At 48.0% G+C, this 13,681-nt stretch carries 13 protein-coding genes; 8 read left to right on the forward strand and 5 right to left on the reverse strand.

The window, feature by feature from the left end; translation table 11 throughout:
• Positions 1 to 10: 10 nt before the first annotated feature.
• Positions 11 to 1,435 carry an aminobutyraldehyde dehydrogenase gene (patD, locus tag C0K55_RS05910; protein ID WP_001163919.1) on the forward strand — a complete coding sequence of 475 codons (1,425 nt, stop codon included), beginning with the start codon at positions 11 to 13 and terminating at the stop codon, positions 1,433 to 1,435.
• A 98-nt stretch (positions 1,436 to 1,533) separates the two neighbouring features.
• On the opposite strand, the gene yncL is transcribed toward patD, so the two are convergent.
• Positions 1,534 to 1,629 carry a stress response membrane protein YncL gene (gene yncL / locus C0K55_RS05915; RefSeq protein WP_071985532.1) on the reverse strand — a complete coding sequence of 32 codons (96 nt, stop codon included), beginning with the start codon at positions 1,627 to 1,629 and terminating at the stop codon, positions 1,534 to 1,536.
• Positions 1,630 to 1,822: 193 nt separating this feature from the next.
• Between yncL and C0K55_RS05920 the strand changes: the two genes are divergently transcribed.
• Together C0K55_RS05920 and ydcY are read left to right on the forward strand one after the other, a co-directional pair.
• Positions 1,823 to 1,996, forward strand: a complete 174-nt coding sequence (locus C0K55_RS05920) for a GhoT/OrtT family toxin (protein WP_001516416.1) — start codon at positions 1,823 to 1,825, stop codon at positions 1,994 to 1,996.
• 85 nt (positions 1,997 to 2,081) lie between these two features.
• Entirely contained in the window at positions 2,082 to 2,315 is a 234-nt protein-coding gene (gene ydcY / locus C0K55_RS05925) for a DUF2526 family protein YdcY (RefSeq protein ID WP_000018633.1), read from the forward strand.
• Here ydcY and C0K55_RS05930 read toward each other — a convergent pair whose 3' ends face one another.
• Together C0K55_RS05930 and C0K55_RS05935 are read right to left on the reverse strand one after the other, a co-directional pair.
• A complete protein-coding gene (locus tag C0K55_RS05930; protein WP_001076542.1) occupies positions 2,316 to 2,765 on the reverse strand; it encodes a DMT family transporter in 450 nt (149 codons plus the stop codon).
• Positions 2,762 to 3,280 carry a GNAT family N-acetyltransferase gene (locus C0K55_RS05935; protein ID WP_001516415.1) on the reverse strand — a complete coding sequence of 173 codons (519 nt, stop codon included), beginning with the start codon at positions 3,278 to 3,280 and terminating at the stop codon, positions 2,762 to 2,764. Before C0K55_RS05935 ends, C0K55_RS05930 begins: the two co-directional genes overlap by 4 nt.
• Positions 3,281 to 3,464: 184 nt before the next feature.
• On the opposite strand from C0K55_RS05935, the gene curA reads away from it, so the two are divergent.
• Complete coding sequence (gene curA, locus C0K55_RS05940) at positions 3,465 to 4,502, forward strand: NADPH-dependent curcumin/dihydrocurcumin reductase (protein WP_016248713.1); 1,038 nt, start codon at positions 3,465 to 3,467, stop codon at positions 4,500 to 4,502.
• A gap of 38 nt (positions 4,503 to 4,540) precedes the next feature.
• Here curA and pqqU read toward each other — a convergent pair whose 3' ends face one another.
• Positions 4,541 to 6,643, reverse strand: coding sequence for a TonB-dependent receptor PqqU (gene pqqU / locus C0K55_RS05945; RefSeq protein WP_105266764.1), 2,103 nt, complete (start codon positions 6,641 to 6,643; stop codon positions 4,541 to 4,543).
• Between the two features lie 241 nt (positions 6,644 to 6,884).
• Here pqqU and yncE point away from each other — a divergent pair, with 241 nt between their 5' ends.
• The gene (gene yncE, locus C0K55_RS05955) at positions 6,885 to 7,946 is read left to right on the forward strand and encodes a 7-bladed beta-propeller protein YncE (RefSeq protein WP_000550691.1); all 1,062 of its coding nucleotides are present in this window, start codon (positions 6,885 to 6,887) and stop codon (positions 7,944 to 7,946) included.
• Positions 7,947 to 8,143: 197 nt separating this feature from the next.
• On the opposite strand, the gene ansP is transcribed toward yncE, so the two are convergent.
• Entirely contained in the window at positions 8,144 to 9,643 is a 1,500-nt protein-coding gene (gene ansP / locus C0K55_RS05960; RefSeq protein WP_001516412.1) for an L-asparagine permease, read from the reverse strand.
• Positions 9,644 to 10,487: 844 nt separating this feature from the next.
• On the opposite strand from ansP, the gene C0K55_RS05970 reads away from it, so the two are divergent.
• From C0K55_RS05970 to C0K55_RS05980, 3 genes are all read left to right on the forward strand, one after another.
• Positions 10,488 to 11,018, forward strand: a complete 531-nt coding sequence (locus C0K55_RS05970; RefSeq protein ID WP_061091004.1) for a hypothetical protein — start codon at positions 10,488 to 10,490, stop codon at positions 11,016 to 11,018.
• Positions 11,015 to 11,371 (forward strand): hypothetical protein, encoded by a 357-nt coding sequence (locus C0K55_RS05975; RefSeq protein ID WP_105266765.1) that lies wholly within the window; start codon positions 11,015 to 11,017, stop codon positions 11,369 to 11,371. Before C0K55_RS05970 ends, C0K55_RS05975 begins: the two co-directional genes overlap by 4 nt.
• A 221-nt stretch (positions 11,372 to 11,592) precedes the next feature.
• Positions 11,593 to 13,587 carry a type VI secretion system Vgr family protein gene (locus C0K55_RS05980; RefSeq protein ID WP_105283415.1) on the forward strand — a complete coding sequence of 665 codons (1,995 nt, stop codon included), beginning with the start codon at positions 11,593 to 11,595 and terminating at the stop codon, positions 13,585 to 13,587.
• Positions 13,588 to 13,681 lie beyond the last annotated feature (94 nt).

The raw sequence follows: 13,681 nt of genomic DNA on the forward strand, positions 1-13,681 counted from the left end.
GGAATATGCTATGCAACATAAGTTACTGATTAACGGAGAACTGGTCAGCGGCGAAGGGGAAAAACAGCCTGTCTATAATCCGGCAACGGGAGAAGTATTACTGGAGATTGCCGAGGCAACCGCAGAGCAGGTTGATGCCGCTGTTCGCGCGGCAGATGCCGCATTTGTCGGGTGGGGGCAAACCACGCCGAAAATGCGTGCGGAATGCCTGCTGAAACTGGCGGATGTTATCGAAGAGAACGGTCAGGTTTTTGCCGAACTGGAGTCCCGTAACTGTGGCAAACCGCTGCATAGTGCTTTTAATGATGAGATTCCGGCGATTGTCGATGTCTTTCGCTTTTTCGCCGGCGCTGCGCGCTGCCTGAATGGTCTGGCGGCGGGTGAATATCTTGAAGGTCATACATCAATGATTCGCCGCGATCCATTAGGTGTTGTGGCCTCTATCGCCCCCTGGAACTACCCGTTGATGATGGCAGCGTGGAAACTGGCTCCGGCGCTGGCGGCGGGGAACTGCGTAGTGCTTAAACCATCAGAAATTACACCGCTGACTGCGTTGAAACTGGCAGAACTGGCGAAAGATATCTTCCCGCCAGGCGTGATCAACGTACTGTTTGGCAGAGGTAAAACGGTGGGTGATCCGCTGACCGGACATCCAAAAGTGCGCATGGTGTCGCTGACGGGGTCTATCGCTACCGGTGAGCACATCATCAGCCATACAGCACCATCCATAAAGCGCACCCACATGGAACTGGGCGGTAAAGCGCCAGTGATTGTCTTTGATGATGCAGATATTGAAGCAGTGGTCGAAGGTGTGCGCACCTTTGGCTATTACAATGCCGGACAAGATTGCACTGCTGCCTGTCGTATCTACGCGCAAAAAGGTATTTACGACGCGCTGGTGGAAAAACTCGGTGCCGCAGTGGCAACGTTAAAATCTGGCGCACCGGATGATGGGGCCACAGAGCTGGGGCCGTTAAGCTCACTGGCACATCTCGAACGCGTCAGCAGGGCGGTGGAAGAGGCGAAGGCGACGGGACACATTAAGGTGATCACCGGCGGTGAAAAACGGCAGGGTAACGGTTATTATTATGCGCCTACACTGCTGGCCGGTGCGTTACAAGAAGATGCCATCGTTCAAAGAGAGGTATTTGGCCCGGTAGTGAGCGTGACGGCCTTCGACAACGAAGAGCAAGTGGTTAACTGGGCGAATGACAGTCAGTACGGGTTGGCCTCTTCGGTGTGGACGAAAGATGTCGGTCGGGCGCATCGTGTGAGCGCTCGTCTGCAATATGGCTGCACCTGGGTCAATACCCACTTCATGCTGGTCAGTGAAATGCCGCACGGCGGGCAGAAACTTTCAGGTTATGGCAAAGATATGTCACTTTATGGGCTGGAAGATTACACCGTAGTACGCCACGTAATGGTTAAGCATTAAGGATAGTGTTGTAAATCTGGAGAGTGTGAGAGGATCTAACCTACTGTCAGAGAGTTGATTTCTCTCTGACAGTACGTGCTGCGTGCAATATCGCTACATCAAATAAACCAACCAAATCTCATAGAGATAAGAGTAAACAACCCAACAGCAGCAAAGAGATTTATCAACACTACAGTTTTACTGGAAACGTTCATTTTTGCCACCTTTTGTCATAGCCCCTATGTGTATAGTACGGGTTGGGAAAATCCGCAATCATACTCATTCTGAAGATGGACAAGAGCATGCCGTAGGTTATTGAATTTATCTTAAATGGATTGAAAACTTGATGCGCATCAAGAAATGACGCATATTTGCGCGCGTTTTATTCACCTGGCTGGATGCCTGTACATGTCTCTTTTTCAATGTTTGCTTGTTTTTTATGCTGTTATGGCAGTAATCGCCTTTCTTATTACCTGGTTTCTTTCCCACGATAAGAAGAGCATTCGCTTTCTGAGCGCCTTTCTGGTGGGGATCACATGGCCGATGAGTTTTCCAGTGGCGCTACTGTTTTCACTGTTTTAAATCTTACTCGCTGGCTTGACGGCACAACGCAGACTTATATCATTTGAGTGAATCGATAAATTTCACAAGTGGCTAAGGAGAAAGTATGTCGCATCTGGATGAGGTCATCGCGCGCGTGGATGCCGCGATTGAGGAGAGCGTCATTGCCCATATGAACGAATTGTTAATCGCCCTGAGCGATGACGCAGAGTTAAGTCGGGAAGATCGCTACACCCAGCAACAGCGTTTGCGCACAGCAATCGCCCATCACGGACGCAAGCATAAAGAAGATATGGAAGCGCGCCACGAACAGTTAACGAAAGGTGGCACCATCCTCTGATTAAAACGTGCGTCTGGCCACCAACCAGGCGCCAACTACCAATAAAACCGCTCCGCAAATTGGGCCAATCAACGCCCGAAGTGGCACGCCATGACTGCGGAAAATATCCAGTACCAGACCTCCAATAAGTTGGCTGGCGACCAGTACCGCAATGGTCGTTGCCGCCCCCACATTTTGATACCCGCTGATACTGGCGAAGACAAAAAATGATCCCAGCAAACCAGGGATTAGAGTCCACCAACGCACGCTGGACACCAGTTCGCCAAACCCTGCCATCCCTTGTTTAAACCACAAAATAGACACGAACAGCACAATTCCCACCAGTGAGTTCAGTAGCATGGCGATGAGAATGGTGGAGGAGGTCTGAGTGATGCGCACCATCAATGTGTTTTGCACCACCAGGCCAATCCCGGCGGCGATCAAAAAGGCAAGGGTAAGCGACTGATTCATCCGATAGCGTCCGGTTCACTGCGTTCGTCGAGTTGCAACTGCATAAAGGTGAGATCCAGCCAGCGACCAAATTTAGTGCCTACCTGCGGCATTTGTGCGGTGACGACAAATCCCAGCGACTGGTGTAGATGCAGCGAGGCCTGATTTTGCGACTCGATCCCGGCAACCATGACATGCTTCCCGCAATCCCGCGCTTCATCAATCAACCGGCTTAACAATTTGCGCCCAAGACCTTTGCCCTGATGATCCGGATGAACATATACCGAATGTTCCACTGTATGGCGAAAACCGTCGAAACTACGCCAGTCACCAAATGAGGCATACCCCGTGACAACGCCATTTTCTTCGCTCACCAGCACCGGATAACCGGATAATGTTCGCGCTTCAAACCAGGCGATTCGGTTATCTGCATCCACCGTTTGGTCGTTCCAGATAGCCGCCGTATACAACACGGCGTGGTTATAAATTTCTGCAATTGCAGCACAATCGGCTTTGCGGGCAAAACGGATGGACATGTCGAGCCTCTATAAAACATCGAATAGTAATGATGCTATCAATACTATCGAAAACAGCCGGAAGCAACGCAATCTACAATGAAATTATTGTGTATTGCTGGACGAATGTGATGCATACAAACACATCTAACCACGTGAGCCTGCTACCATTGATGGATTCATGCCAAAAGCACAGGAGATCATTATGGGGCAACAAAAGCAGCGTAACCGCCGTTGGGTTCTGGCCTCGCGTCCGCATGGAGCGCCGGTTCCGGAGAATTTCCGTCTGGAAGAAGATGACGTTGCCACGCCAGGTGAAGGTCAGGTGTTACTGCGCACAGTTTATCTGTCGCTGGACCCGTATATGCGCGGGCGCATGAGCGATGAGCCATCCTATTCACCACCGGTTGATATTGGTGGCGTGATGGTTGGCGGCACGGTGAGCCGGGTGGTGGAATCAAATCATCCGGACTACCAGCCTGGCGACTGGGTGCTGGGCTACAGCGGCTGGCAGGACTACGACATATCCAGCGGTGATGAACTGGTGAAACTTGGCGATCAGCCACAAAACCCTTCGTGGTCGCTGGGTGTGCTGGGGATGCCTGGTTTTACCGCTTATATGGGCTTGCTGGATATCGGTCAACCTAAAAAGGGGGAAACGCTGGTGGTTGCTGCTGCAACCGGCCCTGTTGGCGCAACGGTGGGGCAAATCGGCAAACTGAAAGGCTGTCGGGTGGTGGGTGTTGCCGGTGGCGCTGAAAAATGCCGCCATGCTACTGATGTACTGGGTTTCGATGTTTGCCTTGATCACCATGCGGATGATTTTGCTGAGCAACTGACGAAGGCGTGTCCGAAAGGTGTTGATATCTATTATGAAAATGTGGGCGGTAAAGTGTTTGATGCCGTGTTGCCGTTGCTCAATACATCCGCGCGCATTCCTGTCTGCGGCTTAGTGAGCGGCTATAATGCGACGGAATTGCCATCTGGTCCGGATCGTTTACCGTTGCTGATGGCCACGGTGCTGAAAAAACGTATTCGTCTGCAAGGCTTTATTATCAGCCAGGATTATGGGCACCGGATCCATGAGTTCCAGCAGGAGATGGGGCAATGGGTGAAAGAGGGGAAAATCCATTATCGCGAGCAAATGACCGACGGTTTAGAAAATGCCCCACAGACTTTTATTGGCCTGTTAGAAGGTAAAAACTTCGGCAAAGTCGTTATTCGTGTGGCGGATGACAATTAACAAAACAGGTGGCGGTGTTATACCGCCACCACGTAATATTATTCAAACCGCCATGCGAGATTTACGCCAATACCATAATTCCGTCCAGGTGCTGGCTCGTAATATCGGCCATTGGATTCATTAACAATCACCGATCCGACATATTCTTTGTCGAATAAATTATCGACCCGACCAAATAAATCCACCGTCATATTGCGGTAATTATATTTATAGCCGGTAAACAAACCAACGAGAGTATAAGAGGGCGCTTTTGCCGTGTTTTCGTCATCAGCCATAATATCGCCCATATATCGCGCTTCTGTACCGGCATACCAGCCTTCTTCTGGTACGTAACCTAAAGACGCAAAGCCCATATTGCGGGCGATCCCTGGCATCCGGTTACCATTACAGTTCTGATCGTTACAAACGTCGCTGCGATATGTTGCATCAAGCCAGGTCCACGACGCTTTTACGCGGAAATCTCCGGCGAAACGTTGATCCCACGCCAGCTCGGCTCCCTGACGACGCGTCTTCCCGGCATTTTTATAAGTGGTACGCCCACCGCTACTGCTATCGACAACGATTTCATCATGAGTATCGGTCTGGAACACTGCGAGGCTAAACAGACCATCGCCAATACGCGTTTTACTGCCGATTTCGATTGTATCGTTGGTGGACGGTTTTAAACCAAAGTTCATCCCGCTTTGCCCATCGGCACGGTATGAAAGTTCATTAATGGTCGGCGTTTCAAAGCCGCGTCCCGCTGCCAGATAGATATTCCAGGCATCGGTGATGGCGTATTTTAACGATCCGGCTGGCAGCCATTTGTGATAACTGGCATCTCCGCTGTCATCGCCGTTACCGGGAGTAATGTAATAATCGTTGGAATCAAACCATACTGAGCTATAGCGCACGCCAGCATCCAGTGACAGTTTGTCAGTCAGTTGCCACTGGGTCTGTAAATAGGGATCGACGTTCCACATCAGATTACGCTCGTCGCGGCGCAAATCACCTTTTTGCCCGTATTCTGGTATGCCGTAATTCAAGCGGAAGTTATTGTAGCCCTTGCGGTTTTCACTCATGTTTTCATAGTTTAAACCGGTGGTTAAAGTGAACGGAACACCCAGTTCGCCGCGGTGTGTCCAGCGACTGTCTATTCCCTGATAATGGCGTTGCAGCGTAATCACGCCGCCTGCGTGTGACGGGGGAAGTTGTGGTGCCATCGGGATTGACTGGTACTGGGTCGTTTCACGCTCACCCGCGTACATCATCACGCTCATCTCATCGCTGGCGCTAAGACTACGCTCATAACGCACTCCAGCCTGAGTTTGCTTGATGGTTTTCCGTGTATCGTACTGTTCAGCGCGAGGAGCTTGTTGCGGATCCGCTTTCCATTCTGCTTCGGTCAACCCACCAGGGTCGTTTGCTTTGATATCCACACTATTAAAAATCAGGCTTAATTTGCTGGCATCATCAATACGTACGCCCAATTTGGCATTGGCTAAATTTTTCTGTGCACCACTATGGTCACGGTAGCCGTGGGTCGTAAAACGTGTGGTCGAAACGGTGTAATCGACATCGCCAGCCTGTGTGCCGTCACCCATTGCTCCCGTTGCCTTCAACCCGTAACGCCAGCTACCAAAACTGCCATAGTAACTGCTGGCTTCAATGCCTGACGGTTGTTGCCCCGTTTGTGTGGTGACATTCATCACCCCACCGGAAGCGTTGCCATAGAGGGCGGAAAAGGGGCCACGCAGTACTTCCACGTTTTGCACGCTACTTAAATCGATATTAGACGTTTGTCCTTGCCCGTCGGGCATGGTGGCGGGAATGCCGTCCACATACAGGCGAATCCCGCGGATCCCGTAAGTAGAGCGGGAACCAAATCCACGAATCGACAACTGTAAATCCTGCGCATAGTTCTGCCGGTTTTGTACCTGTAAACCAGGCACGCTGGTCAGTGATTCAGACAAGTTAATGCGCGGTGTTGCCAGGCGCATCTCTTCGCCATCAACCACACTGACCGCCGCTGGGGTATCCAGCTCTGAAACCACCTGTGGTGTGGCACTCACAATCATGGTTTGTTCATTAGCGGCAAAAACGGATGGGGAAAGGACAATCAGCGCAGATAAAACAGTCTGTCGGACGGAAAAAATCTTCATGAAAAAAGCCAGGTTCAGAATGGAAAAACATCGCTATGGTAATGAATTTGTAAATTTATAGAAAACAAAACGGCACGATACGTTAACCAATTGAGAAAATTGTAGTCGTAACAGCAAGAAATACTCCACATTTGAGAAAATAATGATTACCATTCCCATTTATAACAAGGGTGTAACGAAGATTACGCTCAGCGAAGCATTGTGAAGCAGCAAAAATATCGGTTCATCAAAGGGAGTCGTCATGCATTTACGTCATCTGTTCTCATCGCGTCTGCGTGGTTCATTACTGTTAGGTTCATTGCTCGTTGCTTCATCGTTCAGCACGCAGGCAGCGGAAGAAATGCTGCGTAAAGCGGTAGGTAAAGGCGCTTACGAAATGGCTTATAGCCAGCAGGAAAATGCGCTGTGGCTCGCTACATCGCAAAGCCGCAAACTGGATAAAGGCGGGGTGGTTTATCGTCTCGATCCGGTCACTCTGGAAGTGACTCAGGTGATTCATAATGATCTCAAACCGTTTGGCGCCACCATTAACAATGCCACCCAGACGTTGTGGTTTGGTAACACCGTAAACAGCGCGGTCACGGCGATCGATGCCAAAACGGGCGAAGTGAAAGGGCGTCTGGTGCTGGATGATCGTAAGCGCACGGAAGAGGTGCGCCCGCTGCAGCCGCGTGAACTGGTAGCAGATGATGCCACGAATACCGTTTACATCAGCGGTATTGGGAAGGAGAGCGTGATCTGGGTGATTGACGGTGAGAATATCAAACTGAAAACTGCCATCCAGAACACCGGTAAAATGAGCACTGGCCTGGCGTTGGATAGCAAAGGCAAACGTCTCTATACCACCAACGCTGACGGTGAATTGATTACTATCGACACCACCGACAACAAAATTTTGAGCCGTAAAAAGTTGCTGGATGATGGCAAAGAGCACTTCTTTATCAACATTAGTCTCGATACCGCCAACCAGCGTGCGTTTATCACCGACTCCAAAGCTGCGGAAGTGCTGGTGGTTGATACTCGTGAAGGCAATATTCTGGCGAAGGTAGCGGCACCGGAATCACTGGCTGTGCTGTTTAACCCGGCGCGTAATGAAGCCTATGTGACACATCGTCAGGCAGGTAAAGTCAGTGTGATTGACGCGAAAACCTACAAGGTAGTGAAAACGTTCGATACGCCGACCCATCCGAACAGCCTGGCGCTGTCTGCCGATGGCAAAACGCTGTATGTCAGTGTTAAACAAAAATCCACTAAACAGCAGGAAGCTACCCAGCCGGACGATGTGATTCGTATTGCGCTGTAATCGACACAGGGGAGTTTGTCTTTCGTAGGCCTGATAAGGCGCTAGCGCCGCATCCGGCAAGCGGAGCACAATGCCTGATGCAACGCTGTCGCGTCTTATCAGGCCTACAACACGCATAATTATTTGATTTATTTAGAGTTTGTTAGCCGGATAAGGCATTTACGCCACATCCGGCTTTAAACCGGGCAATTTTGCAATTAACTCGCCGTTTCAGGCTTAAACACAATTTCCTGTTTTTCTTCATCTTCCTCGATGACTGGCGCAGTGCTGTGAACTTCGGCAACGCGTTTACGCACACCAAACCAACCCACAACCAGCAGAATACCGATAACCGGCAGTGCCGCGATGGTATAAGTCCCGTTCGGATAATCGAACGCCATCAGCACCAGGACGCACAGCAAAAACAGTAAAGTCAGCCAGGAAGTGAAGGGCGCGCCGGGGAGTTTAAAACTGACTTCCTGCGCTTTACCTTCTTTAATCGCTTTACGCAGGCGCATCTGGCAAACAATGATAAACGCCCACGAAGCGATAATTCCCAGCGACGCAAAGTTCAACACAATCTCAAAAACGCGCGACGGCACCAGATAATTGAGGAATACGCCGACAACATACACGACCAGCGTCGCCAGAATCCCGGCATACGGAACATGCTGGCGACTCATTTTCGCCATAAAACTTGGTGCAGAACCGCCCATTGCCATTGAGCGTAAAATACGTCCGGTGCAGTACAGGCCAGAGTTCAGGCTGGAGAGTGCGGCGGTCAGCACCACGATATTCATAATGCTGCCGATGTACGGCACGCCAAGTTTAGAGAAGAACGTCACAAACGGACTTTGCCCCGCCTGATACGCGCTCCACGGCAATAACATCACCAGCAACAACACGGAACCGACATAAAACAGACCAATACGCCAAATCACGCTGTTAATGGCTTTAGGCACCATGGTCTGCGGATCTTTACATTCTCCGGCGGCAGTTCCCACCATCTCAATGGAAGCGAAAGCAAATACTACGCCCTGAATCAACACCAGTGCAGGCAATAAACCGTGGGGGAAGATACCGCCATTATCGGTAATTAAATGAAATCCTGTGGTGTTGCCATCCAGTGGCTGACCGCTACCGAGGAACACTGTACCCACGACCAGAAAGGTAACAATGGCGAGAACTTTAATCAGCGCAAACCAGAACTCCATCTCTGCAAACCATTTTACACCTATCATATTCATGGTGCCGACGATGGTTAATGCCCCGAGCGCAAATACCCATTGTGGAATATCGCCAAACGCGCCCCAGTAATGCATATACAGTGCAACTGCAGTAATATCGACAATCCCGGTCATTGCCCAGTTGATGAAGTACATCCAGCCAGCAACATAAGCGGCTTTCTCACCCAAAAACTCACGGGCATATGAGACAAAACTGCCACTGGAAGGGCGATGTAATACCAACTCACCCAACGCACGCAAAATAAAAAACGAAAACAAGCCGCAGATTAAATAAACCAGTGCCAGTGCTGGTCCCGCCATTTGCAGTCGGGCACCTGCGCCTAAAAACAAACCAGTACCAATCGCGCCACCAATGGCGATCATCTGCACCTGGCGATTACCCATCGCTTTGTGATAGCCCTCTTCGTGGGCATTAAGCCAGCGGCGTTTCGCGGCGTGTTGATCTGAAGTATCTGTGTCGTGTTTACTCATTGCGCTCCCTGAGTTTCTCGCTAAAAGGTTATATATGACACCACATGGTTTGTTTATTCACCGTGGCAATGACAGCCTTCACCATTATTCTTTATGGGTATAACTGTCGGCGCAGAATCCTACCTGTTATCGTGTAACGATGCAAAATGATCCCGCTCTAAATGTATGGGTATAAAAGCGACTGACGACAAAATAGCAATCTGGTGAAATTATGACTGATACAACTATTGTTGCGTTGAGGGTACTCGATTGCAGACCAGATCTTTTGTTCCTCGTTCGTCGCTCTGAACGCCCGTGGTTTCAGTGGTCACTAGTGTGGTTGGTCGCCAACATATCCCTTCGCTGATTATCACTGAACAGTGGGGGACTGGCGTATGACTGGTTTCAGGGGAATACAACTCTTAAAACATTACTTCAATATAATTTTAATATGTATATCATTCTCGATATTAATTTATGAAGTGAATTTGATATATTCCGAATTCATGATTTACATTACTAATGTATGGAGCATCACGTTAAGATAGCCACGTGCAGATCATGATATCAGGGTGGGGCGGTAGCGTTTACAGATATTAATTAATTGATGAGGATTATGTTATCCGTGCAATCATTTGCATCAACTATTGATATTGAAGATAGATAAACAAAGATACTGAGAGTTAATGTTAAGTAATCGTAATGGGAAACTTTGATAACTTGCTTTGATTTCATTGTCTATGAAGATGATGTCATCAACACTGCATAAAGTTGAAATGTTGAACATCAAAGAGAACCCTATTTAATAAATAATAAAAGAGCGTTTGTTTTTTATCTGAAAAATATTATTTCCAGGAGGAATGAGATGTCATTAAGGAGAATGACATCTGGTGAATTAACATTAGCCAGATCGATTTTTGAGAATACAATTGATTATAACAAGGTATGGATCCACAATGAAAAACACTTGCCAGGTCAAGGGGAAAGAACAGCGATGACCCCAAACGGGGAAATGTATTATCCTGATGCTGTTTATAGTTCAGATTTTTCATCGCAAGCAATGCCTGGCGATCGTGAAACAGTAGCTGGTGCTTCTCACTTGTTTATTCATGAAATGATGCATGTTTGGCAATATCAGAAAGGGTATTCAGTTAAGTTGCGTGGTTTGTTTTCCTGGGCGGCAAATTATCATTACGATCTTAATTTACAGTCAATTGCTTCTTATTCAATGGAACAACAAGCATCTATAGTTGCTGATTATTGGCTATTGATTAACTATGGATTGGTAGCTGATTTGGCAAATGTTAACTATGTAGGAGATACAACTGAATCAGTGAATACTCTATCGGAAAAATACAAAAAGGTGCTTAATTTATTTCCTGCGGGCGTCATATGAAGAGATTCTTTTTGTTGCTCTTTTTATCGGGATGCACTGTTGGTGATTATGTTCGTCCATTGTTGCCCGGTAATATATATTTACAAGACGCACGGGTTTGTTCAAAACCAGACGATGGGAATATGATTTTAAATTATATTTTATATGAAGGTAAATATGGTAATGCAATAAAACTGAAAAGAGTGACTGGTCAGTTCGATCCCGTATGTATTGACATAAGTGAGCTATCTTCAGATGTTATTTATATCGGAAAATATATGCTCTCTTCCGGAAGTAAAAAAGAATACTATGGTTTTAGCATGATTAGAACAGGGGGACGTATTTTAAGACTTGATGATAATCATATCAAATGACAAGTTAAATAATTTCATTGGTTTTATTAATGTGCTTCAGGTGAATATTTTCGCCAGGGTAACATGACTGTGCATTCTTCATGGTATATATGGTTGATAGTACCTTCAGTAGCACTCATAAGTATTGAGGTGTTTTATGCCAACGACGAATATTTTATATATTTTCTTCTCTGTAAGATTTCTTATTAGCACTTAGCCATTCCTAGTTAAAAGGATTAATTATGAGTTTTACAGCTACAGATTACCCATCCGGCACACTAATTGGATCGGGTAAGCATAACGTGACTTTGAGCGGCAGCGCTGTTCCTGATGGAATGTTACTGTTCGCAAGCTTAGGTGGTACAGAAACAGTAGGGGAACTATTTACTTATTCTATTAAATTAAAAACTCCTGACACCCTGAACATAGGCTATGTTTCCCCCGCAGCCAACCTGCAGCTCAAATCGATGGTAGGCAAAGATCTGTGCGTCCATATCGAATTGGATGGCGGCGGAAAACGGTATATCAGCGGGCTGGTGACGGCGGCGCGCGTGGCTGGTCATCAAGGACGTTCGGTGGTGTATGAACTGCGGATCGAACCGTGGTTAAAAATACTGACCCACACGAGTGACTACAAAGCGTTTCAGAATAAAAACGTGGTGGACATCCTGGATGAGGTACTGGATGAGTACCCCTGGCCAGTGGAAAAACGACTGGTGGAAAATTATCCGATTCGCACCTGGCAGGTGCAGTACGGTGAAACAGATTTTGATTTTATTCAGCGCCTGATGCAGGAGTGGGGTATCTACTGGTGGTTTGAGCACAGCGAGAACAGTCACACGTTAGTGGTGGCTGATGCCATTAATGTCCACAAGACATGCGCAGATTCGCCGCTGGTGTGTTATTACCAGAAAGGGCTGAAACTGGACAAGGAGTTTATCCATACCATCACAGCAAATGAAAGCCTGCGCAGCGGACAGTGGGTGCTGAATGATTTCGACTTTATGAAGCCGCGTTCACTGCTGAAGAGCACCGTGGCTAATCCACGTGAAACCGGCCTTGCTGAATATGAGCACTACGAATGGCCGGGAGACTACTTCACAAAGAGTGAAGGTGAAATGCTGACACGCATCCGCATGGAAGAACAGCGTAGCCCCGGTAGTCGGGTACAGGGCAGTGGCAATATTCGTACCCTGATGACAGGTTTTACCTTCATCCTGGAAAACTATCCAACAGCCGAAGTGAACCGGGAATATCTGCTGGCACAGACCACACTATTTATACAGGACAATGCGCAACACAGCGGCCAGGAGCAGCACTTCTCTTACTCAACCAGCTTTGAGTTGCATCCCACCAATGAAGTTTACCGTCCGCAGCGAACTCTGAGCAAACCCCATACCAAAGGTCCGCAGAGCGCCATCGTGACTGGCCCGGCGGGGCAGGAAATCTGGACGGATAAATATGGCCGGGTGAAAGTTCAGTTTGGCTGGGATCGTTACGGTAAGAATGACGAAAACAGCTCCTGCTGGATCCGTGTCAGTTATCCGTGGGCGGGTAAAGGATTCGGTGGCATTCAGATCCCGCGCATTGGTCAGGAAGTTCTAGTGGATTTCAAAAACGGTGACCCGGATTTACCCATTATCGTGGGGCGGACATACAACCAGGACACCATGCCTCCGTGGGGACTACCGGGCGCAGCGACGCAAAGCGGGTTTTACAGCCACACCATCGGCGGCGGCCCAACCAATGCTAACGCCCTGCGTTTTGAGGATAAAACTGGCGGAGAAGAAGTCTGGTTGCATGCCGAGAAAGATCAACGCATTGAAGTAAATAATAATGAAAGCCATTGGGTGGGCAATAATCGCCTTAAAGTTATTGATAAAACAGAAACTGCGATTATTGGTGAGAAACGTTCTCTAACAGTTCAGACAGATGATATCTCTCTCGCCGGAGGGGATAAAACAATTCAGACAGTGCAGAATTTACGCCTTGCTGCGGGAGATTCCATTATTCTTAGCTGCGGAGAAACTATCCTGCAAATGACCAGTGACGGAATATTTAATATAACCTGTAAGAATTTTAATATTACAGCAACAGAGAACGGAAAAATAAATACACAATCAGGGCAGCTTGATTTAAACATGAATGACAGAGCGGCAAATATCCCTCCGCCTGGAGCATTAGAGAAAACAGCCCTTCAGACGGCAATAGACGTCACCTTCATGACTAAAAAATAAATAAAAACCCATCAAAAAATAATTCGTTTATTAAAAAGGACTCATGCCATTATGACGGAATATTACCTCAATGAGACAGTTATAACTTTCACCG

The sequence above is a fragment of the Escherichia sp. MOD1-EC6098 genome (assembly GCF_002965865.1).
In the GTDB taxonomy this organism is placed as follows: domain Bacteria; phylum Pseudomonadota; class Gammaproteobacteria; order Enterobacterales; family Enterobacteriaceae; genus Escherichia; species Escherichia marmotae.

Excerpts from the sequence above, each read along its gene's own strand:
- ydcY (WP_000018633.1), top strand. The coding sequence starts at position 2,082 with ATGTCGCATCTGGATGAGGTCATCGCGCGCGTGGATGCCGCGATTGAG.
- C0K55_RS05975 (WP_105266765.1), top strand. The coding sequence starts at position 11,015 with ATGAAGAGATTCTTTTTGTTGCTCTTTTTATCGGGATGCACTGTTGGT.
- yncL (WP_071985532.1), bottom strand. The coding sequence starts at position 1,629 with ATGAACGTTTCCAGTAAAACTGTAGTGTTGATAAATCTCTTTGCTGCT.
- pqqU (WP_105266764.1), bottom strand. The coding sequence starts at position 6,643 with ATGAAGATTTTTTCCGTCCGACAGACTGTTTTATCTGCGCTGATTGTC.
- ansP (WP_001516412.1), bottom strand. The coding sequence starts at position 9,643 with ATGAGTAAACACGACACAGATACTTCAGATCAACACGCCGCGAAACGC.
- yncE (WP_000550691.1), top strand. The coding sequence starts at position 6,885 with ATGCATTTACGTCATCTGTTCTCATCGCGTCTGCGTGGTTCATTACTG.
- C0K55_RS05980 (WP_105283415.1), top strand. The coding sequence starts at position 11,593 with ATGAGTTTTACAGCTACAGATTACCCATCCGGCACACTAATTGGATCG.
- patD (WP_001163919.1), top strand. The coding sequence starts at position 11 with ATGCAACATAAGTTACTGATTAACGGAGAACTGGTCAGCGGCGAAGGG.
- curA (WP_016248713.1), top strand. The coding sequence starts at position 3,465 with ATGGGGCAACAAAAGCAGCGTAACCGCCGTTGGGTTCTGGCCTCGCGT.
- C0K55_RS05930 (WP_001076542.1), bottom strand. The coding sequence starts at position 2,765 with ATGAATCAGTCGCTTACCCTTGCCTTTTTGATCGCCGCCGGGATTGGC.
- C0K55_RS05970 (WP_061091004.1), top strand. The coding sequence starts at position 10,488 with ATGTCATTAAGGAGAATGACATCTGGTGAATTAACATTAGCCAGATCG.
- C0K55_RS05935 (WP_001516415.1), bottom strand. The coding sequence starts at position 3,280 with ATGTCCATCCGTTTTGCCCGCAAAGCCGATTGTGCTGCAATTGCAGAA.
- C0K55_RS05920 (WP_001516416.1), top strand. The coding sequence starts at position 1,823 with ATGTCTCTTTTTCAATGTTTGCTTGTTTTTTATGCTGTTATGGCAGTA.